General features: G+C 72.8%; 17 protein-coding genes and 1 riboswitch. Of the genes, 15 read left to right on the top strand and 2 right to left on the bottom strand.

The features are described from left to right. The first annotated feature begins 77 nt into the window (after positions 1 to 77). Together ABD347_RS14810 and ABD347_RS14805 are read left to right on the top strand one after the other, a co-directional pair. Positions 78 to 746, top strand: coding sequence for a hypothetical protein (locus tag ABD347_RS14810; RefSeq protein WP_344361073.1), 669 nt, complete (start codon positions 78 to 80; stop codon positions 744 to 746). Then, positions 743 to 2269 carry a serine/threonine-protein kinase gene (locus tag ABD347_RS14805; protein WP_344361071.1) on the top strand — a complete coding sequence of 509 codons (1527 nt, stop codon included), beginning with the start codon at positions 743 to 745 and terminating at the stop codon, positions 2267 to 2269. Before ABD347_RS14810 ends, ABD347_RS14805 begins: the two co-directional genes overlap by 4 nt. Before the next feature lie 17 nt (positions 2270 to 2286). On the opposite strand, the gene ABD347_RS14800 is transcribed toward ABD347_RS14805, so the two are convergent. Together ABD347_RS14800 and ABD347_RS14795 are read right to left on the bottom strand one after the other, a co-directional pair. Continuing rightward, the gene (locus ABD347_RS14800; protein WP_344361069.1) at positions 2287 to 3090 is read right to left on the bottom strand and encodes a class I SAM-dependent methyltransferase; all 804 of its coding nucleotides are present in this window, start codon (positions 3088 to 3090) and stop codon (positions 2287 to 2289) included. A gap of 10 nt (positions 3091 to 3100) precedes the next feature. Further along, on the bottom strand, positions 3101 to 5467 hold the full coding sequence (locus ABD347_RS14795) for a YfhO family protein (protein ID WP_425575661.1): 2367 nt from the start codon (positions 5465 to 5467) through the stop codon (positions 3101 to 3103). Between the two features lie 126 nt (positions 5468 to 5593). On the opposite strand from ABD347_RS14795, the gene ABD347_RS14790 reads away from it, so the two are divergent. The 13 genes from ABD347_RS14790 (at position 5594) to ABD347_RS14730 (ending at position 19448) form a co-directional block, all read left to right on the top strand. Next, positions 5594 to 6565 (top strand): glycosyltransferase family 2 protein, encoded by a 972-nt coding sequence (locus ABD347_RS14790; RefSeq protein WP_344361064.1) that lies wholly within the window; start codon positions 5594 to 5596, stop codon positions 6563 to 6565. Next, on the top strand, positions 6562 to 6981 hold the full coding sequence (locus tag ABD347_RS14785; protein ID WP_344361062.1) for a GtrA family protein: 420 nt from the start codon (positions 6562 to 6564) through the stop codon (positions 6979 to 6981). Before ABD347_RS14790 ends, ABD347_RS14785 begins: the two co-directional genes overlap by 4 nt. Positions 6982 to 7072: 91 nt before the next feature. Further along, complete coding sequence (locus tag ABD347_RS14780; protein WP_344361303.1) at positions 7073 to 7708, top strand: SurA N-terminal domain-containing protein; 636 nt, start codon at positions 7073 to 7075, stop codon at positions 7706 to 7708. A gap of 9 nt (positions 7709 to 7717) precedes the next feature. After that, positions 7718 to 8728: a nucleoside triphosphate pyrophosphohydrolase gene (locus ABD347_RS14775; protein WP_344361060.1), complete on the top strand. Its 1011-nt coding sequence runs from the start codon at positions 7718 to 7720 to the stop codon at positions 8726 to 8728. A gap of 269 nt (positions 8729 to 8997) precedes the next feature. Then, positions 8998 to 10224, top strand: a complete 1227-nt coding sequence (locus ABD347_RS14770) for a cytochrome P450 family protein (RefSeq protein ID WP_344361301.1) — start codon at positions 8998 to 9000, stop codon at positions 10222 to 10224. Between the two features lie 180 nt (positions 10225 to 10404). Beyond that, positions 10405 to 11325 (top strand): transglycosylase family protein, encoded by a 921-nt coding sequence (locus ABD347_RS14765; RefSeq protein WP_344361058.1) that lies wholly within the window; start codon positions 10405 to 10407, stop codon positions 11323 to 11325. Between the two features lie 255 nt (positions 11326 to 11580). Next, positions 11581 to 11757, top strand: a riboswitch (cyclic di-AMP (ydaO/yuaA leader). Positions 11758 to 11760: 3 nt separating this feature from the next. After that, positions 11761 to 12474 carry a transglycosylase family protein gene (locus tag ABD347_RS14760; RefSeq protein WP_344361056.1) on the top strand — a complete coding sequence of 238 codons (714 nt, stop codon included), beginning with the start codon at positions 11761 to 11763 and terminating at the stop codon, positions 12472 to 12474. 287 nt (positions 12475 to 12761) lie between these two features. Next, on the top strand, positions 12762 to 14042 hold the full coding sequence (gene eno / locus ABD347_RS14755; protein WP_344361053.1) for a phosphopyruvate hydratase: 1281 nt from the start codon (positions 12762 to 12764) through the stop codon (positions 14040 to 14042). A gap of 97 nt (positions 14043 to 14139) precedes the next feature. After that, the gene (locus ABD347_RS14750; RefSeq protein ID WP_344361051.1) at positions 14140 to 14610 is read left to right on the top strand and encodes an FtsB family cell division protein; all 471 of its coding nucleotides are present in this window, start codon (positions 14140 to 14142) and stop codon (positions 14608 to 14610) included. Between the two features lie 14 nt (positions 14611 to 14624). Continuing rightward, on the top strand, positions 14625 to 15161 hold the full coding sequence (locus tag ABD347_RS14745) for a DUF501 domain-containing protein (RefSeq protein WP_344361049.1): 537 nt from the start codon (positions 14625 to 14627) through the stop codon (positions 15159 to 15161). After that, on the top strand, positions 15158 to 16078 hold the full coding sequence (locus ABD347_RS14740; protein ID WP_344361046.1) for a Ppx/GppA phosphatase family protein: 921 nt from the start codon (positions 15158 to 15160) through the stop codon (positions 16076 to 16078). Before ABD347_RS14745 ends, ABD347_RS14740 begins: the two co-directional genes overlap by 4 nt. 370 nt (positions 16079 to 16448) lie before the next feature. After that, on the top strand, positions 16449 to 17834 hold the full coding sequence (locus tag ABD347_RS14735; RefSeq protein ID WP_344361044.1) for an NAD(P)/FAD-dependent oxidoreductase: 1386 nt from the start codon (positions 16449 to 16451) through the stop codon (positions 17832 to 17834). A 291-nt stretch (positions 17835 to 18125) separates the two neighbouring features. Beyond that, positions 18126 to 19448: a class I SAM-dependent methyltransferase gene (locus ABD347_RS14730; RefSeq protein ID WP_344361299.1), complete on the top strand. Its 1323-nt coding sequence runs from the start codon at positions 18126 to 18128 to the stop codon at positions 19446 to 19448. Positions 19449 to 19468 lie beyond the last annotated feature (20 nt).

Here is a 19468-nt window from a genome sequence, read left to right as displayed (position 1 = left end):
GCCGCTGTCGGTGTCGGTGTATACGCTCGTCCTCTCGCCCGACTCGCCGGGTCGGCACACGTCATCCAGGAGCAGTAATGCACGGCCACGGCCACGCACCGCCCCAACCAGGGCGCCCCGCCGACGGCACGCTGGTCGTCCTGCGCACCCTCTTCGTGGTCCTCACCGTGCTGAGCTGTGGCTTCCTCGCCTGGACGCCGTTGCTGAGGCTGGCCGTCATCACCCGCAGGGCCCTCGACTGGATCCTCTTCTGCGTCCTGCTGCTGTCCACCATCGGCATGTTCGTCTTCCTCGGCGAGACGGTGCCGGAGGACGAGAAGCAGGAGATGAGTGACGGGGCGGCGCTCTTCTTCGGGGCGTGGGTGCTGGTCAGCGTCGTGGGCGTCGTCATCTACTACCTGATCGCGGAGATACGGCACTACGGGCGCCGGGTGCCGCCGGTCGCGGCGTACGGGCCGCCGCAGGCGACCGGCTACGGCTATCCGCCGGTCGCCGCCCCGGCCGCGCAGACCTACCCGCAGCCGCTGCCGCCCCAGCACCAGCCGCACCCCCCGACGCCGCGGGCTCCCGCGGCCGGCCCGGTCCCGACCCAGCCGCAACCGCAGGCACAGCAGCAGCCGCAGCCGCAGCCGCAGTCCTCCGCCAGGCCGACGTCGCACCGCATCGACCAGGTGCGCGCCGAGCTCGACGAGCTCAGCGACCTCCTCCGCGGGGAGCCCCAGGACCCCCGGGAAGAGGGCAAGTGAACGGACGGGTGATCGGGGGGCGGTACGAGCTGTCCACCGTCATAGGACAGGGCGGCATGGGCCAGGTCTGGACCGCCTACGACGGGCGGCTCGACCGCCGCGTGGCCGTCAAGCTGCTGCGACCCGACCACATGGCCGCCGCCACCGCCGCCGACGAGATGCGCCGCCGCTTCGTCCGCGAGTGCCGGGTCACCGCCCAGGTCTCCCACCCCGGGCTGGTCACCGTGCACGACGCCGGCAACGACGGGGACGAACTGTTCCTGGTGATGCAGTACGTGGAGGGCGCCGACCTCGCCGACCACCTCGCCGAGCACGACCCGTACCCGTGGCAGTGGGCGGTGTCCGTCGCCGCGCAGCTGTGCGCGGTTCTCGCCGCCGTGCACGCCGTGCCGATCGTCCACCGCGACCTCAAGCCGCGGAACGTCATGGTGAAGCCCGACGGCACGGTCACCGTCCTCGACCTGGGGGTCGCGTCGGTCATCGACACCGACACCACCCGCCTCACACACACCGGCTCGCCCATCGGCAGCCCCGCCTACATGGCGCCCGAGCAGGCGATGGGCGGCGCCGTCGGCCCGTACACCGACCTGTACGCGCTCGGCGCGCTGCTGCACGAACTCCTCAGTGGCAACGTGCCGTTCGCCGGCTCCACCGTCCTCGGCGTGCTCCACCGCCATCTGTACGAACCGCCGCTGCCCGTCCGCCAGCTGCGCCCGGAGGTCCCCGAAGCACTGGAGGCGCTGGTCCTGCGGCTGCTCGCCAAGGACCCGCAGGCCCGCCCGTCGGGCGCGCAGGAGGTGTACGAGACCCTCGCCCCGCTGCTGCCCACGCGCGGAGGTCAGTGCGGGCCGCTCGACCCCACGCGTCCCTTCCTGCGCCCGCACGCCCCCTGGCCCGACCGGGCCACCGCGCCCGCGCCCGTACCGCAGTCGGCCGTCGCGCCCGCCGCGAGCCGTCCCGATGTCGCGGCCGCCGTGGACGAGGTCAAGCGGCTGCTCGGCGAGGGCAGCATCACGCAGGCCGTCGACATCCTCGGCGGGATCCTCCCGGCGGCCGCCGCGGAGCACGGCGAGCACTCGCCGGTCGTCCGGATCCTGCGCAAGCAGTACGCGACGACGCTGATGGACGACGGCCAGTTCCGGCGCGCCCTGCCCGAGCTGCGGCGCCTGGCCGACGACCGGGAGGCGGAGGCGGGCCCGGCCGACCCGCAGACGCTTCAGTTCCGGTACGACGCGGCGCTGTGCCTGGAGCAGTTGGGCGAGACGGCCGCCGCGCTCGCCGAGTACCGCGCGCTCCTTCCGTACTACACGGGCGGCGGGCCCACCCCGTCCGACCCGGCCCGCGCCTTCGACATCCGGCACCGCATCGGACACCTGCTCCTCGCGATGGGCGACCACACGGCGGCCCAGCAGCAGCTACAGAACCTGCTGTACGACACGGAGCTGGCCTACGGGCCGTACCACCCGCTCCCCGCGGAGCTGCGCCGGGCGCTGGAGCGCCAGCGGCAGATGCGCGGCGTGTGACGCCGGTCCGCCCCTGGTCAGGCCGCCCGGCAGTACACCGAGTCGGCGACCCGCCCGAGCCCGGTGAGGCCCGCGGGGCGCGGCTGGTCGCCGAGGACGACGACCGCCCCGGGCGCCGCGAGGTCCCGCACCGCTGCCAGGTCGTGCGGGCCGTTCACCACGATCACGCCGTAGCGGCGGTCGGCGATCCGCTCCCGGACGCCCGCGTCGTCGAAGCCGCCCCGCTCGATGCGCGCGGCGTCCGCCGGGCCGGCCGTGCCGCCCAGGGCCAGGTTGCCGCGCACCACGTCCTCCCGGGTGGGGGAGCCGTCCAGCGGGTCGACGATCGTCAGCCGCGCCTCGACGCCGCCGCGCCGCAGCATCCGCCGCAGCGCGGCGGCGAACAGCCCGTGTGCGGTGCCGATCTCCAGAACCTCGCCGTTCGGCGGGGCCAGCAGCGGGACGGTCGTGAGCCGCCCGCACACGTCGGAGACCGTGCCCGCCAGGCCGCCGGCCCCGAGCGCCTCCAGCGCCACCAGGTGGCGGTAGGCAACGGTGAAGTCGTGCCGGGCCCGCTCGCCGTCGTCGCCGGTGACGGCGCGTACTTCGCGCACGAGGGTGTCGACCTGGGTGGCGGTGGGCATCCGGTGCCCGTCGCGACCGGCCTGGTCGAGCAGCAGCCCGAGGCCGTAGCTCTGGCGGCGCAGGTCGGCCACCGCGTGGTGCAGGGCGTCGAGGTCGGTCTGGAGCGCGCTGGTCGCGCGTTCCATGCGCTGCTCGACCAGGGCGAACGCGGGGCGCATGACCCGCTTCGCCAGCCGGTTGCTCAGAAGAGAAGGCATGCGGGGCAAGCTACGCCTTCCCGCCTGCCGTGGGGGTCACGGCACGGTGGTGCGGCGGTGAAGTCTTGGTGGCGCGCAGGCGACCCGCCGTGCGGAGCGCCACCAGGGCGGCGAGAGCGAGGGCCCCGGCGGCCGTGCCGGCGCGCAGGCCGGGCGGGCGGAAGCGGCACTCCACGGCGGGGCGGCCGCCGGTCACCGCGACGGCGACCAGCCCGCCGTACGACCCGGCGGGGAGGCCCTCGCAGCGCCAGCCCGGGATGCGGGGCGCGGCCAGGACGGCCGTGCCGCGGGTGCCCGGCGGCAGGTCGGCGCGGACCCCGCCGGCGGTGACGCGCACCGCGACCGCGCCGGCCGCCCGCAGCCGGGCCACGGCCGCCGCCAGCCGGGTCCGGTCCAGGCAGCCGACGCCGCCGGACGACGGCACCGCGCCGCGGCCTGCGAGCACCACCCGCGCGCCCGCCGTCCGCTGCGTACCCAGCGGCGTCATCGGGGCGCGCCGCTTCGGCAGCCCGCCGCGCAGCTCCACCGGGGCACCCGCGCCCAGGCGGGCCGTGCCGGTGAAGTCGGGCGCCCAGACGTGGACGTCGCTGCCGACCGGGCACGCGCCGTCGGCGGGGAGGTCGTAGACGCGTGACCCGAGCAGCAGCTCCTGGTTGCGGAACGGCGAGGCCCCGTAGCGGAGTTCCCCCGTGCCGGGTCGTACCGTCACCAGCGGCAGCACGTCCGCGTTCCGCACCAGCCGCGTCCCGCGCCACCGCGCGGCCACCCCGAACAGGGCGTCCGTCACGGGGTTGTCCAGGGACTGCAGGTTGCGCCCGTTCGACGTCCACCCGCCGCCCAGGGCGGCCAGCGTCCGGGTGAGCACCGCCGGGGTGTGACTGCTGTAGTACGCGGCGCCCTGCCCGCCGACCAGCAGCGGGTCGTTGCCGGTGAGCTGCGGGTGCCCGGGGTCGGTGCGGTGGCGTGGCCACCCGTCGGCGTCGGCCACCGCCGCCGCGCGCGCCTCGTGCGCCGCGCCCCAGGCCGGGTAGTCGTCCAGCCGCGCGACCCGCTCCCGGTCGGCGTACGCCGTGGTCGCCGCGGCCTGCCCGACCAGGGCGCCCGCCAGCAGTACGGCGCCGGCGACCCCGTACCGCCGTGCCCCCAGCCGGACCAGCGCCACCCCGCCCACACCGGCGGCGAGGCCCGCCGCGAACAGCGCGTACGCCCACCCGGAGGCCAGGCCGCCGGAGACCGCGCCCGCCGCGATCACCCCCAGGACCAGTGTTCCGCCCGCGAGCGCCCGCCACCCGGGCCACCCGTACGACACCCCCGTCCACGCGGCGAGGACGACCAGGCCCGCCAGGACGAACGTCTGCCGGTACGGGCTGCCGTTGGGGGTGGCGAACACATGCCACACCAGGTGCGTCGGCTCCCACTGCAACGACAGCACCACGCCCGCGACGAGCCCCGTCCATGTCCACCGCTCGCGCGGCGGCACCCGCCGGTGGAAGGGCAGCGCGGCCGCCAGCAGCAGCGCGCTCGTGCCGAGGAAGACGGCCGGAGTGAAGAAGCCGTACGTGGCGGGCAGCACCCGCGCGGCCACCTCGCCCCACCCGGCGGGCGTGAACCCGCGGGTCCAGCCCGGGTGGGCGTGCCGCGACCCGAGGAGGACGGGCACGAGGACGGGCGCCGCGAGGCCGACGCCCAGCAGCACGGTGCGGGCCGCCCGCCCCAGCAGCCGCCACCCCGGGACCCCGTGGGCCAGCAGCACCAGCGCCGCGCCGATCGTCGCCATGTAGGCGGTGTAGAAGTTGGCCACCCACACCACCGCGACGACCACCGGCGCCAGCACCGGGTGCCGCCCGGTCCGCACCCACTCGCCGACCAGGCACAGCAGCGGGAGGGCGATCAGCCCGTCCAGCCACATGGGGTTGTACGACGCCTCGACGACGGCCCAGCCGCACAGCGCGTACGACGCCCCCAGAACCGCAGCCCCCCACCACGGGCCGGGGCGCCGCACGAGCAGCAGCAGGCTCATGGCGGCGGCCGCGACGGCCATCTTCAGGACCGTGATCACGTACACCGCGAGGTCGATGTCGTCGCGCGGGAAGACCACGACGAGAAGCGCGAACGGGCTGGACAGGTAGGTGCCGAGGTCGGGCAGGAAGCTCGTGCCGTAGCCGGAGGACCAGTTGAGCGGCAGCCCGCCGTCGGCCCGCCCGTGCAGCAGGTCCCACAGGTGGGCGTGGAACGGCACGAACTGGTTGCCCAGGTCGTTGACGCCGCGGGTGCGCGGCCCGAAGGGGAAGGTCCGGGCGACGGCGTCACCGGCGCAGAGGGCGAGTGCGGTGAGCAGTCCGGCGAGGGCGCCGGCACGAGGCACGTTTCTCTCCATGGTGCGGCCGAATATGCCAGCGCCGGTCGGTGCGATCACCGGTCTCCCGGACCAGTTCATTCAATGGTCGTCTGCCCGCCACGTGGAGCGACCGCCACCGACACGCGCATCCGTTGTGGTTATTCCGTGCTGATCTCGATAGTTGTGCCGTGTTTCAACGAAGAGGAGATCATCGGCCGCTTCCACGACCAGGTGACCAAAGAACTCGAATCGCTCGCGGCGGATTTCGCGGTGGAATTCGAGCTGGTCTACGTGGACGACGGAAGCCATGACCGTACGCTCTCCCTCATCGAGGGGATCGCGGCTTCCGACTCCCGTACGCGCTACGTCTCCTTCAGCCGCAACTTCGGCAAGGAGGCGGCGATGCTGGCCGGCCTGCAGCACGCGGGCGGGGACGTGGTCGTCCTCATGGACGCCGACCTCCAGCACCCGCCGGAACTGATACGCCGCATGCTGCGGCTGCACGGCGAGGGCTTCGACCAGGTGATGGCCCGGCGCACCCGCGCGGGCGACCGGGTGACCCGCACCCTCGCCGCCCGCGTCTACTACCGGCTGATCAACCGGCTCGTCGACGTGGAGCTCGTCGACGGGGTCGGCGATTTCCGGCTGCTGTCGCGCCGCACCGTCGACGCGGTACTGGAGCTCACCGAGTACAACCGTTTCTCCAAAGGCCTCTTCGCCTGGGTGGGATTCCGCACCACCACTTTCACGTACGAAAACGTCCGGCGGGAGCAGGGCCGCTCGAAATGGACCTTCGGAAAACTGCTGAACTACGGTCTGGACGGTCTGATCTCCTTCAACGACAAGCCGCTGCGGGCCGCTCTCCATCTCGGCCTTCTGCTGGTGTCCGTGGCCATGGCGTACGCCACCTGGATCGTCGGTGTCGCCCTGGTGAAGGGGGTCGACGCCCCCGGATATGTCACCCTGCTGGTGACGGTCACGGCACTCGCCGGGGTCCAGATGGTGATGCTGGGACTCGTCGGGGAGTATGTGGGCCGCATCTATTACGAGGTGAAAAGGCGCCCGCACTTCCTGGTGAAGGCGGCCAACACGCCCGTACCGCACCGCCGACCCCGTGGGGAGCTCGTACGCCGATGACCGTCCGCGGCCAGATCGTCAGGTTCGCGCTGGTGGGCGTGGTGAACACCGCCACCTACTACGGCTTCTACCTGTCCCTGCTGGCGCTGGGCATGGCCTATGTGGCCGCCCACGTGGTCGCCTTCCTGCTGGCCATGACCGGGTCCTTCTTCCTGAACTGCCGCTTCACCTACCGGACCCGCCCCACGTGGCGGAAGTTCCTGCTGTTCCCGCTGACCAACGCGGCGAACTTCGTGATCACGACGAGCGGTGTCTGGCTGCTGGTCGACGTGGCGGGTTTCTCCAGCCGCTGGGCCCCGCTGCTCGCGGCCGCGGCGGCCATCCCGGTCACCTTCGTCGTCTCGCGGACGATCATGCTGCGGCCCGAGACTCCCCGGACCGGTGACTCGTTGATCGAAGCAGTGGCCTCGAAGTAGTGGCCTGAGCCACATTCACTGCCTACCATCGATCACCGCAAGGTCGTTCACACTGACGCACGACCCACGCCGGGAGGCTCCTTTGCACCGCCTGCATCGCCGCCGTCGCACCGCGCTCTCCGTCTCCGCCGCGCTCCTCGCCGCCGCCCCGCTCCTGGCCGCCTGCGGAAGCGACGCCCATCCCGGCGCGGCGGCCGTCGTCGACGGCGACCGGATCGAGGTGGCCACGCTCCAGGCCCAGGTGAGGGAGGTACGCAGCGCCCAGGAGGCGTCCCCGCAGGCGAAGCAGCTGATCGAGGCGACCGGCGACCTGAACCGCGAGAAGCTGAACGGCATGATCTTCGACCGGGTGGTGGAGAAGGTCGCCGCCGATCACGGGCTCACCGTCAGCCGCAAGGAGGTCCAGGAGACCCGGCGGGCCGCGGCGGCCCAGAGCGGCGGCGAGGAGCAGCTCGCCGCGATGCTGCTCCAGCAGCAGGGCGTGGCGCCCGACGAGATCGACGACGTGGTGCGGCGCAACGTCCTCATGAACAAGATCGCCGAGAAGCTGGGCGCCGGGAACACCCCGGAGGGGCAGCAGAAGCTGACCGAGGTGTTCGCCGCCGCGTCCGAGGAACTCGACATCGACGTGAACCCCCGGTACGGCACCTGGGACAACGACAAGATCCAGCTCGGCGAGTACAGCGCGCCCTGGCTCCGTCGGCCGGCCGAGCAGCGGCAGATGTAGGTTCGAGGGGTGAACGCCGACACCCCCGACACCCCCGGTACCGCCGACGCCCCCGGCCGCGTCGTCCTGCTCACCGCCAGCCACCGCGTCGCGCCCGGACTGCTGTCCTGGCCCGCGTGGCGGACGCTGCGCGCCGCCGACCGGGTCCTGTGCGCCGACGGCGCGCACCCGCAGCTGCCGTACCTGCGCGAGGCGGGCGTCACCGTGGAGACCGCCGCGCCCACCGCGCGGGAACTGGTGGACGCCTGCGCGGGAGGCCGCACGGTCGTCGTGGTGGCGACCGGCGAGGGTGACGGCGCCCTGACGGACGGGCTGGCCCGGATGGCGGGCTCCGGCCGGGTCGCGATGCCCGACCTGGAGCTGCTGCCGGGTTCGTACGACCTGCCGGGGGCCCGGCTGCTGGACCTCGTGGAGGTCATGGACCGGATCCGCCGCGCATGCCCCTGGTCGTCGCGGCAGACGCACGAGGGTCTGGCCAAGTACGGCATCGAGGAGGCGTACGAGCTCGTCGAGGCCATCGAGGACGGTGACCGCGACGAGCTGCGCGAGGAGCTCGGGGACGTCCTGCTCCAGGTCGTCTTCCACGCGCGGATCGCCGAGGAGCACGAGGAGGAGCCGTTCTCGGTCGACGACGTGGCGGGCACGATCGTCGAGAAGCTCATCCACCGCCACCCCCATGTGTTCGGGGAGGAGCGCGCCGAGACGCCGGAGGAGGTCAAGGCGCACTGGCTGCGCACCAAGGCGATCGAGAAGCGGCGCGCGTCGGTCACCGACGGCGTCCCGCTCGGCCAGCCGGGCCTCGCGCTCGCGGCCAAGCTCGCGAGCCGGGTGCGCAACGCGGGACTGGACGTCCCGCTTCCGTCCGGTGACGGCATCGGCTACGAGCTGCTGGCCCTGGCGGTACGGGCCGAGGCGGAGGGCGTGGACCCGGAAGCCGCCCTCCGCGCGGCGGGGCGCGCCTACCGGGACGCGATCCGGGCGGTGGAGCGCCCCGGGGCGCCGGATACCGTCGAGGAGTGAACGCCCCGCACGACGAGCCCCGCCGCCCCGGCACACCGCCGCACCGCCCCGCCGCCGCCCCGCCCGCGCCGGGCGCCGACGACACCGCCGCCGCCCCGGGCCACCCGGCCGCCGGGGGCGGCCCGAACAGCCCCGCGGCCGGCCCCGTGGACAGCCCCGCCGGTGACGCCGCCCCGGGCGCCCCGGCCGCTCCTGGCCACCCGGGCGCCCCGGAGGGCGACGCGCAGGGCGACGCGGGACCGGGGTGCCCCAAGGGGCCCGGGCCCGAGCTGTTCACGTGGGAGTTCGCGACCGATCCGTACCCCGCCTACGCGTGGCTGCGGGAGCACGCACCCGTGCACCGGACCAAGCTGCCCAGCGGGGTCGAGGCGTGGCTGGTGACGCGGTACGCGGACGCCCGGCAGGCGCTGGCCGACCAGCGGCTGAGCAAGAACCCTGCGCACCACGACGAGCCCGCGCACGCCAAGGGCAGGACCGGCATTCCCGGTGAGCGCAAGGCCGAGCTGATGACGCATCTGCTCAACATCGACCCGCCGGACCACACCCGGCTGCGCCGGCTGGTGTCCAAGGCGTTCACGCCCCGCCGCGTGGCGGAGTTCGCCCCACGGGTGCAGGAGCTGACGGACCGGCTCATCGACGACTTCGCCGCGAAGGGCAGCGCGGACCTCATCCACGAGTTCGCCTTCCCGCTTCCCATTTACGCCATCTGCGACATGCTCGGGGTCCCCCGCGAGGACCAGGACGACTTCCGCGACTGGGCCGGGATGATGATCCGGCACGGCGGAGGGCCGCGCGGCGGGGTCGCGCGGTCGGTCAAGAAGATGCGCGGATACCTCGCCGAGCTGATCCACCGCAAGCGGGAGGACCCGGGCGACGACCTGATCTCGGGACTCATCAAGGCCTCGGACCACGGCGAGCACCTCACCGAGAACGAGGCCGCAGCGATGGCGTTCATCCTCCTCTTCGCGGGCTTCGAGACGACCGTGAACCTGATCGGCAACGGGATGTACGCCCTGCTTCGCCACCCGGACCAGCGGGAGCGTCTCCAGGCCTCCTTCGCCGCCGGCGAGCCGGGGCTGCTGGAGACCGGTGTGGAGGAGCTGCTGCGCTACGACGGGCCGGTGGAGCTGGCGACGTGGCGGTTCGCGACCGAGCCGCTCGTCATCGGTGGCGAGCGGATCGCCGCGGGCGACCCCGTCCTCGTCGTCCTGGCCGCGGCCGACCGGGATCCGGAGCGGTTCGCCGAGCCGGACACGCTCGACCTGGCGCGCCGGGACAACCAGCACCTGGGGTACGGACACGGCATCCACTACTGCCTCGGCGCGCCGCTCGCCCGGCTGGAGGGGCAGGTCGCGCTCGGGACGCTGCTGACCCGGCTGCCCGACCTCCGGCTCGCGGTGGATCCTGCCGATTTGCGGTGGCGTGGGGGGCTCATCATGCGTGGATTGCGTACGCTCCCGGTCGAGTTCACCCCTTTGGTCCCCGGTCCGAACTGACGCCTCGTCATTTCTGTGATGTTCGCGTGATCTCCGCTGCATCGACTTGTGACTGACGTTCGAATGCCGCTACGTTCACCGTCACCTCAGCAGTCACGCGAAAGGCAGCACCGCATGCGCTCCGGGAACGGCCGGCACCGACGACCCCGTCAAGCCCCCGCCATCGTCGTCGCGGCAGGGGTGACCGGATCCGCCATCGCGCTCCCGCTGCTCGGCGCGGGTTCCGCGACGGCGGCCGACGCCACCACCTGGGACCGGGTGGCCGAGTGCGAGTCCGGCGGCCTGTGGAGCGCGGACCTCGGCAACGGCTTCTACGGCGGTCTCCAGATGTCGCAGGAGAGCTGGGAGTCCTACGGAGGACTCGCGTACGCCCCGCGTCCCGACCTCGCGAGCCGCACGGAGCAGATGGCCGTCGCCGAGAAGGTCTACGCGGCCACGGGGGTCAAGGCCTGGGAGACCTGCGCGCCCGTCGCGGGTCTCGGCGGCGCCTCCTCCGCGCCCGGCGCCGACCCCACCGGCACCGCGCCCGCGGCGCCCGGAGCGACGGACCTGGCCGAGGTGCTCGAGGACCCGGGGGCGCCGGAGGCGTCCGACCCGGCCCGCCCCGCCGGCCCGGCCGGGACGCCGCCGCCCGCCGAGCCCGCCCCGACGGCGCCCGGCGCGCCGCAGAGCCCCGCGTCCGGCTCCGGCAAGCACCGCGGCGAGCCCGCCAAGGAGGAGGGTTCGGTGACCGATCCGGTGGCCCCCGCCGACCCCACCGCCCCGGCCGACCCCACCGCGCCGGTCACCCCTGGCGCCCCCGAGGCGGAGGACACCCGCAAGCCCACCGGTCCGGCGGATACCGGCAATCCGGTCACCGACCGCGAAAAGGACGGACATGCCTCGCGGGGCGACGGGGCGACGCGTGACCCGGGGAGCGTCGAGCCGGGCGCGTACACGGTCCGGCCCGGCGACAACCTCTCGGTCATCGCGGACGAGTACCAGGTCCCCGGCGGCTGGTCGGCCCTCTACGAGGCCAACCGGGCCACCGTCGGGACCGACCCGGACCTGATCCTCCCTGGCCAGAGCCTTGAACTGACGGCGGATCAGCCCCAGGAATGAGCCTGTATGTCCGCTTCTGTGTAAGTGAGACATGAATCTCTTCGCCCCGGTTGGCGCGGCAGGTCCGTCCGAATCGCACAATCCGCCCTTCACCTGCGTAAACGCCCGTCAAGGGCGGGCGCATAAGGGCGGATTGGCCCCCGATGTCCGTCTTTGAACTTCGGGAAGCTCTGTGTCTACGGTCGTGACTGCTCGCCACCGCGGGCCCCATCGACCGGAACGCCGAATCCTGCCGCCGGTCGACGGGAACAGTCGTCGCGTCACGCGCCGAAGGCAGGAGCGGGGGACCCAAGGTAAGTGCCGGGCCCGGCCATGGAGACATGGCACGGAACCGGCTTGGGGTGAAGCCGAGCGCACCACTGTGCCGCGCGGCCGGGCCACTCACTCGCCCGAACCCGACAGCTCACCTCGTAGGCGTCGGTGAGGAGATGTCCCATGCTGTTCTCCGGCAAGTCCAAGCACCGTCGCCCCTCCAAGGCCGCCCGGTTCGTCGCGTTCGCCGGTATCACCGGTGCCGCCGTCGCCGCCCCGCTGATGGGCGCCACGACCGCATCGGCCGCCACCGCCGCCGAGTGGGACAAGGTCGCCCAGTGCGAGTCCGGCGGCAACTGGTCCATCAACACCGGCAACGGCTACTACGGCGGCCTGCAGTTCTCGGCCTCCACCTGGGCCGCGTACGGCGGCACCGCGTACGCCTCGACCGCCGACCAGGCCTCCAAGTCGCAGCAGATCGAGATAGCCGAGAAGGTCCTCGCGGGCCAGGGCAAGGGCGCGTGGCCGAGCTGCGGCGTCGGCCTGTCCAACGCCTCCTACGGCGGTGGCGGCGGCGAGCAGGCCCAGCCGCGGCAGGAGCGCGAGGCCGAGCAGCCCGCCACGCGCAGCGAGCAGCGCACCGCGCCGAAGGCTCAGGCCGCGCCGGAGCCCCAGGCCGCGCCGAAGGCCGAGTCCAAGAAGACCGTCACCACCCCGACCGGCAAGAAGGTCGAGAAGGGCGACGGCGAGTACAAGGTGAAGGCCGGCGACACCCTCAGCACCATCGCCGCCGAGAAGAACGTCACCGGCGGCTGGGAGAAGCTCTTCCAGCTGAACAAGGACATCGTCGACGACGCCGACCTGATCTACCCGGGCCAGCAGCTCCACCTGAGCTGACCCACGGACCGCCCCGGTCCGGCGCCGTGCGCGCCGGACCGGGGTTTTCCGGTTCCGGGGCCGGGTCCCGGTCCGCGCTCCTGAGCGGCCCTCCGCACATCGCGACTACCGACCGGTAGGTTACGTGGCGTTTTGCCCGCAATGCAGCTCTGTGAGCCCTTTTTCGTCCCAGGAGGCGGGCGACGGCCGGCTCGGGCCCCCCGGCCGGTTAGGCTCTTGCCGCAAGGCCGAAGAGACCCTGCACCGCATGCGTCACATTTTGCGTCACATCCCAGAAGGAGATGCTCGTGCCGTCCATCGACGTCGTCGTAGCCCGGGAAATCCTGGACTCCCGAGGCAACCCCACGGTCGAGGTCGAGGTCGGCCTCGACGACGGCAGCACCGGCCGTGCTGCCGTCCCGTCCGGTGCCTCCACCGGAGCGTTCGAGGCCCTCGAGCTCCGCGACGGTGACAAGGACCGCTACCTCGGCAAGGGTGTCGAGAAGGCCGTCCTCGCCGTCATCGAGCAGATCGGCCCGGAGCTCGTCGGCTACGACGCCACCGAGCAGCGGCTGATCGACCAGGCGATGTCCGACCTGGACGCCACCCCGGACAAGTCGTCGCTCGGCGCCAACGCCATCCTCGGCGTCTCCCTCGCCGTCGCGCACGCCGCCTCCGAGGCGTCCGACCTGCCGCTGTTCCGCTACCTGGGCGGCCCGAACGCGCACCTGCTGCCCGTTCCGATGATGAACATCCTCAACGGCGGCTCGCACGCCGACTCCAACGTGGACATCCAGGAGTTCATGATCGCCCCCATCGGGGCGGAGTCCTTCTCCGAGGCACTGCGCTGGGGCGTCGAGGTCTACCACACCCTGAAGAAGGTCCTGAAGGAGAAGGGCCTCTCCACGGGTCTGGGCGACGAGGGCGGCTTCGCGCCGAACCTGGAGTCCAACCGCGCCGCCCTCGACCTCATCTTCGAGGCCATCAAGCAGGCCGGTTACACCCCGGGCAGGGACATCGCCCTGGCGCTCGACGTCGCCGCGTCCGAGTTCTACAAGGACGGCGTCTACGAGTTCGAGGGCAAGTCCCGCACCGCCGCCGAGATGACGGACTACTACGCGGAGCTGGTCGAGGCCTACCCGCTGGTCTCCATCGAGGACCCGCTGTTCGAGGACGACTGGGACGGCTGGAAGACCATCACCGAGAAGCTGGGCTCCAAGGTGCAGCTGGTCGGTGACGACCTGTTCGTCACCAACCCGGAGCGCCTGGCGCGCGGCATCGAGGAGAACAGCGCCAACGCCCTGCTGGTCAAGGTCAACCAGATCGGTTCGCTGACCGAGGCCCTCGACGCCGTGGAGCTGGCCCAGCGCAGCGGCTTCAAGTGCATGATGTCGCACCGCTCCGGTGAGACCGAGGACGTCACCATCGCCGACCTGGCCGTCGCCACCAACTGCGGCCAGATCAAGACCGGTGCCCCGGCCCGCTCCGAGCGTGTCGCCAAGTACAACCAGCTGCTGCGCATCGAGGAGATCCTCGACGACGCCGCCGTCTACGCGGGCCGCTCGGCCTTCCCGCGCTTCAAGGGCTGATCGTCCCCTAGCCCGGTTACGTACGTCCCCGGCCGCGGTCCCGTACCGTGTCCGGGGACGTACGTACGTGACGGGCAAGGGGAGGCGGGTAAGACACATGGCCCGGGACCGGTTCTCCACCGCGACCAGACTGCGACTGCTCGGCGAGCAGACCGCCGCCCGTGTCTACCGCTCCCAGACCCGCAGGCAGGACCGCCGCTCCCGGCTCACCGGCCGGGCGGCGTTCCTCGCGCTGGTCGTCTGCTCACTGGTGGTCGCCCTGGCCTACCCGATGCGCCAATGGGTGTCCCAGCGCGCCGAGATCGCCGAGCAGCAGCGGCTGGCGGCGGAGGCGGGCGAGCGCGTCGAACAGCTGCGCGACGAGAAGGCGCGACTCCAGGACGACGCGTACATCAGGCGTCTCGCGCGCGAGCATCTGCACTACGTACTCCCGGGGGAGACCGGCTACACGGTCATCGACCCCGACGCGGTGCGCGAGCGCCGCACCGACCAGGGCGCGGCCGACCGCCCCTGGTACTCCAACCTCTGGGACGGCGTGGACACCGCCGACCGCACCGACCGCAAGTAGAACTCAAGGCAGGCATGGAAACGCCCCCTCCGCAGACCGAACGCACCGAGCCCACCGAGGCGGACGTCGCGGCCTTCAAGGAACAGCTCGGCCGCCCGCCGCGCGGCCTGCGCGCCATCGCGCACCGCTGCCCGTGCGGCAACCCGGACGTGGTGGAGACCGCGCCCAGGCTCCCGGACGGCACGCCCTTCCCGACGACGTACTACCTCACCTGCCCGCGCGCGGCCTCCGCGATCGGCACGCTGGAGGCGAACGGCGTCATGAAGGAGATGACCGAGCGGCTCCAGTCCGACCCGGAGCTCGCCGCCGCCTACCGCGCCGCGCACGAGGACTACATCGCGCGCCGCGACGCCATCGAGGTGCTCGAAGGCTTCCCGAGCGCCGGTGGCATGCCGGACCGCGTGAAGTGCCTGCACGTGCTCGTCGGCCACTCGCTGGCCGCCGGGCCGGGCGTGAACCCGCTGGGCGACGAGGCCATCGCGATGCTGCCGGAGTGGTGGGCCAAGGGCCCCTGCGTCGCTTCGGGCGCCCCCGAGGAGGCCGGGGAATGACCCGCGTCGCCGCCGTCGACTGCGGTACGAACTCCATCCGCCTGCTCGTCGCCGACGTCGACCCGGCGACCGGCGAAGTCACCGACCTGGACCGGCGGATGACGATCGTCCGGCTCGGCCAGGGCGTCGACAGGACCGGTCGGCTGGCGCCCGAGGCGCTGGAGCGCACCTTCGCGGCCTGCCGCGAGTACGCCGCCGTCATCAAGGAGTACGGCGCCGAGAAGCTGCGCTTCGTGGCCACCTCGGCCTCGCGCGACGCCGAGAACCGCGACGACTTCGTCCGGGGCGTGAGGGACGTCCTGGGCGTGGAGCCCGAGGTCGTCAGCGGTGACCAGGAGGCGGAGTTCTCCTTCACCGGGGCCACCAAGGAGCTGAAGGGCGGCGGCCCGGGCGAGTACCTGGTCGTGGACATCGGTGGCGGGTCCACCGAGTTCGTGGTCGGCGCCACGCACGCTCGCGCCGCCCGGTCGGTCGACATCGGCTGCGTACGCCTGACCGAGCGTCATGTGCGCAGCGACCCGCCGTCCGAGGCGGAGGTGGCGGCGATCCGGGCCGACATCGAGGCGGCGCTGGACCTGGCGGAGGAGACCGTCCCGCTGCGGGAGGCCCGGACGCTCGTCGGACTGGCCGGTTCGGTCACGACGGTCGCGGCGATCGCCCTGGGGCTGACGGAGTACGACTCCGAGGCCATCCACCGCTCCCGCGTCTCCTACGAGCAGGTCGCCGGGGTCACGGCGCGGCTGCTGGCCGCGACGCACGACGAACGGTCGCGGATCTCGGTGATGCATCCGGGCCGGGTGGACGTCATCGCCTCCGGAGCGCTGGTCCTGCTGGCCGTGATGGACCGGGTGGGGGCCCGCGAGGTGGTCGTCTCCGAGCACGACATTCTGGACGGAATCGCCCTGTCGCTCGTCTGATCGCGGGCCCTTCGCGGCACCGGCGGACAGCGTCGCGGAAAAGTTCGTGAAGTTCTTCACAAGGAAAAGGGCCCTGACGGGGGTCATGGAGCCGCTCCACGGCCTCCGGAGCCCCGCTCGGGGCCCTTTCGCAGGCCGGGAAGCCACCCTCGCCGATGTTTCGCAGGTGTGAACTCCGGTGGTGGTCCACGGTTAAAAGGTGCTCGCCGTCCCAGTTCAACGGGGGTGAACAACGTCTTCCGTTACACCGCGGTTCCCCTCGGGCGCCATGACCTCGGTCACGTGGGCCGCGCAGTGTAGCAGAGGTGCCCCAGGGGCTTGTGAAGGGGCGCACGAGCGACCCCCCTCGACCGGGTGGATACTCGATGGCATGAGCACCACGGAGCGTCCCAGGATCCTCGTAGTAGGCGGTGGGTACGTAGGCCTGTACGCAGCTCGGCGCATTCTCAAGAAGATGCGCTACGGCGAGGCGACCGTCACGGTCGTCGACCCCCGGTCGTACATGACCTACCAGCCCTTCCTGCCCGAAGCCGCCGCCGGCAGCATCTCGCCGCGGCACGTCGTCGTCCCGCTGCGACGCGTGCTGCCCAAGGCCGAGGTACTCACCGGCCGGGTCACCACCATCGACCAGGACCGGAAGGTCGCCACGATCGCGCCGCTCGTCGGCGAGTCGTACGAGCTGCCCTTCGACTACCTGGTCATCGCGATGGGCGCGGTCTCCCGCACCTTCCCGATCCCCGGCCTCGCCGAGCAGGGCATCGGCATGAAGGGCATCGAGGAGGCCATCGGCCTGCGCAACCACGTCCTCGAGCAGCTCGACAAGGCCGACTCGACGACGGATGAGGAGGTCCGCCGCAAGGCGCTGACCTTCGTCTTCGTGGGCGGCGGCTTCGCCGGCGCGGAGACCATCGGCGAGGTCGAGGACCTGGCCCGGGACGCCGCCAAGTACTACAAGAACGTGAAGCGCGAGGACATGCGCTTCATCCTGGTGGACGCCGCGGACAAGATCCTTCCCGAGGTCGGGCCCAAGCTCGGCACGTACGGCAAGGAGCACCTGGAGGGCCGCGGGGTCGAGGTCTACCTCTCGACGTCCATGGACTCCTGCGTCGACGGCCACGTGGTGCTCAAGAACGGCCTCGAGGTCGACTCCAACACCATCGTCTGGACCGCCGGCGTCAAGCCGAACCCGGCGCTCGCCCGCTTCGGCCTCCCGCTGGGCCCCCGCGGCCACGTGGACTGCGCCGCCACCCTCCAGGTCACCGGCACCGACTACATCTGGGCCGCCGGCGACAACGCCCAGGTCCCGGACCTGGTCGGCCGCAAGGCCGGCAACCCCAACGCCTGGTGCCCGCCTAACGCCCAGCACGCGCTGCGTCAGGCCAAGGTCCTCGGCGACAACGTGATCTCCGGCATGCGGGGCTTCCCGCAGAAGGAGTACAGCCACGCCAACAAGGGCGCGGTCGCCGGTCTCGGCCTGCACAAGGGCGTCGCGATGATCGTCATGGGCAAGGTGAAGATCAAGCTCAAGGGCCGTCTCGCCTGGTACATGCACCGCGGCTACCACGGCATGGCGATGCCGACCTGGAACCGCAAGATCCGCGTCTTCGCGGACTGGACGCTCGCGATGTTCCTCAAGCGCGAGGTCGTCTCGCTCGGCGCCATCGAGTCGCCGCGTGAGGAGTTCTACGAGGCCGCGAAGCCGGCCCCGGCCGCGCCCGCGTCGACGTCCAAGCCGGAGAAGGCCAAGGCTTCCTGACCCCGGCACTTCCTGGGCACCTCCGCGTCGAGAGGGGCCGCCCGCCATCCGTGGTGCGGGCGGCCCCTTCCGCGTACCCGGGCCCGGGCGGGCGCGGGGACGCCGACCCGGGCCCGGGCGGGCGCGGCGCCGGGCGGCTCCGGCGGGCTGAGGGGGCGTCAGAGGGCGCGAAGCGGGTGAACGGCTCGCCTTTCGCCGTGGCATCGCTCCGTCGCGGGACTGTGTCCCGGCGCCCGGGATGTTTTCGTGGTGCTGAGCATTCCGGGTCTCCTCATCACGGAGGTGTGCACCATGGCCGACGCCGCGTCGCGGCTCACCGCGCTCGCCGAGGATCTGCTGGGCGTTCCGCTCCCGGTCGCGATCCGCGCCTGGGACGGCAGCGAGACGGGGCCGCCGGGTGCGCCCGTCCTCGTCGTACGCGGCCGCAGGGCGCTGCGGCGGCTGTTGTGGAAGCCGGGGGAACTGGGGCTCGCGCGGGCCTGGGTCGCCGGGGAGCTCGACGTGGAGGGCGACCTGTACGAGGCCCTCGACCTGCTCACCGGCCTCGCCTGGGCGCGCGGCCGCGGCGCCGGGCCCACCGGCCGCGCCGTGCGCTTCGCCCGGGCCGTACGCGACCCCCGGCTCCGGGCCGCCGCCCGCGCCCTGATCCGGCTCACCGGCCCCTTCCCGCCGCCCCGGCCGCCCGCCGAGGAGGTCAGACGCCGCACCGGTCCGCTGCACACCAAGCGGCGCGACAAGGAGGCCATCAGCCACCACTACGACGTCGGCAACGACTTCTACGCGCTGCTCCTCGGGCCGTCCATGGTCTACTCGTGCGCCTACTGGTCGCAGGACGGCACCCTCGAGGAGGCGCAGGCCGCCAAGCTCGACCTCATCTGCCGGAAACTGGCCCTCGGGGAGGGCGACCGGCTGCTCGACGTGGGCTGCGGCTGGGGCGCCATGGCCATCCACGCCGCCCGCGAGTACGGCGCCCGCGTCGTCGGCGTCACCCTCTCCACCGAGCAGGCCGCCTACGCCCGCAAGCGCGTCGCCGACGAGGGCCTGACCGAACGGGTGGAGATCCGCGTCCAGGACTACCGAGACGTCAGGGACGGGCCGTACGACGCGATTTCGTCCATCGGGATGGCCGAGCACGTCGGCCAGGTCCGCTACCGCGAGTACGCCGCCGACCTGTACGCCCTGCTCAGGCCGGGCGGGCGGCTGCTGAACCACCAGATCTCCCGCCGCCCCGAGAAGAACGAGGCCGCGTACCGCGTCGACGACTTCATCGACCGGTACGTCTTCCCCGACGGTGAGCTCGCGCCCGTCGGCCGGACCACCACCGCCCTGGAGGAGGCCGGGTTCGAGGTGCGCGACGTCGAGGCCCTCCGCGAGCACTACGCCCTCACCCTGCGGCAGTGGGTGGCCAACCTGGAGGCCGGCCGGGCCGAGGCCGAGCGGCTCACCTCCCCGGGCCGGGCCCGGGTGTGGCGCCTCTACATGGCCGCCTCCGCCGTGTCCTTCGAACGCAACCGTATCGGTGTCAACCAGATCCTCGCCGTGCGGACACCGGGCGGCGGCTTCTCCGGCCTGCCGCTGCGGCCGAGGGAGTGGACCGAGCGCCCCGACCGCTGACACGCCGAGGGCCGGGCCCC

This window comes from Streptomyces gobitricini (assembly GCF_039532985.1).
Classification (GTDB): domain Bacteria; phylum Actinomycetota; class Actinomycetes; order Streptomycetales; family Streptomycetaceae; genus Streptomyces; species Streptomyces gobitricini.
Note: the sequence above shows the minus strand (reverse complement) of the source record. Positions and strands in the feature narration are given on the sequence as shown.

Bases quoted from the DNA above. Each gene is read 5' to 3' on its own strand.
- ABD347_RS14760 (WP_344361056.1), top strand. From the start codon at position 11,761: ATGCTGTTCTCCGGCAAGTCCAAGCACCGTCGCCCCTCCAAGGCCGCC.
- ABD347_RS14785 (WP_344361062.1), top strand. From the start codon at position 6,562: ATGACCGTCCGCGGCCAGATCGTCAGGTTCGCGCTGGTGGGCGTGGTG.
- ABD347_RS14740 (WP_344361046.1), top strand. From the start codon at position 15,158: ATGACCCGCGTCGCCGCCGTCGACTGCGGTACGAACTCCATCCGCCTG.
- ABD347_RS14735 (WP_344361044.1), top strand. From the start codon at position 16,449: ATGAGCACCACGGAGCGTCCCAGGATCCTCGTAGTAGGCGGTGGGTAC.
- ABD347_RS14800 (WP_344361069.1), bottom strand. From the start codon at position 3,090: ATGCCTTCTCTTCTGAGCAACCGGCTGGCGAAGCGGGTCATGCGCCCC.
- ABD347_RS14795 (WP_425575661.1), bottom strand. From the start codon at position 5,467: ATGGAGAGAAACGTGCCTCGTGCCGGCGCCCTCGCCGGACTGCTCACC.
- ABD347_RS14750 (WP_344361051.1), top strand. From the start codon at position 14,140: ATGGCCCGGGACCGGTTCTCCACCGCGACCAGACTGCGACTGCTCGGC.
- ABD347_RS14810 (WP_344361073.1), top strand. From the start codon at position 78: ATGCACGGCCACGGCCACGCACCGCCCCAACCAGGGCGCCCCGCCGAC.
- ABD347_RS14730 (WP_344361299.1), top strand. From the start codon at position 18,126: ATGGCCGACGCCGCGTCGCGGCTCACCGCGCTCGCCGAGGATCTGCTG.
- ABD347_RS14745 (WP_344361049.1), top strand. From the start codon at position 14,625: ATGGAAACGCCCCCTCCGCAGACCGAACGCACCGAGCCCACCGAGGCG.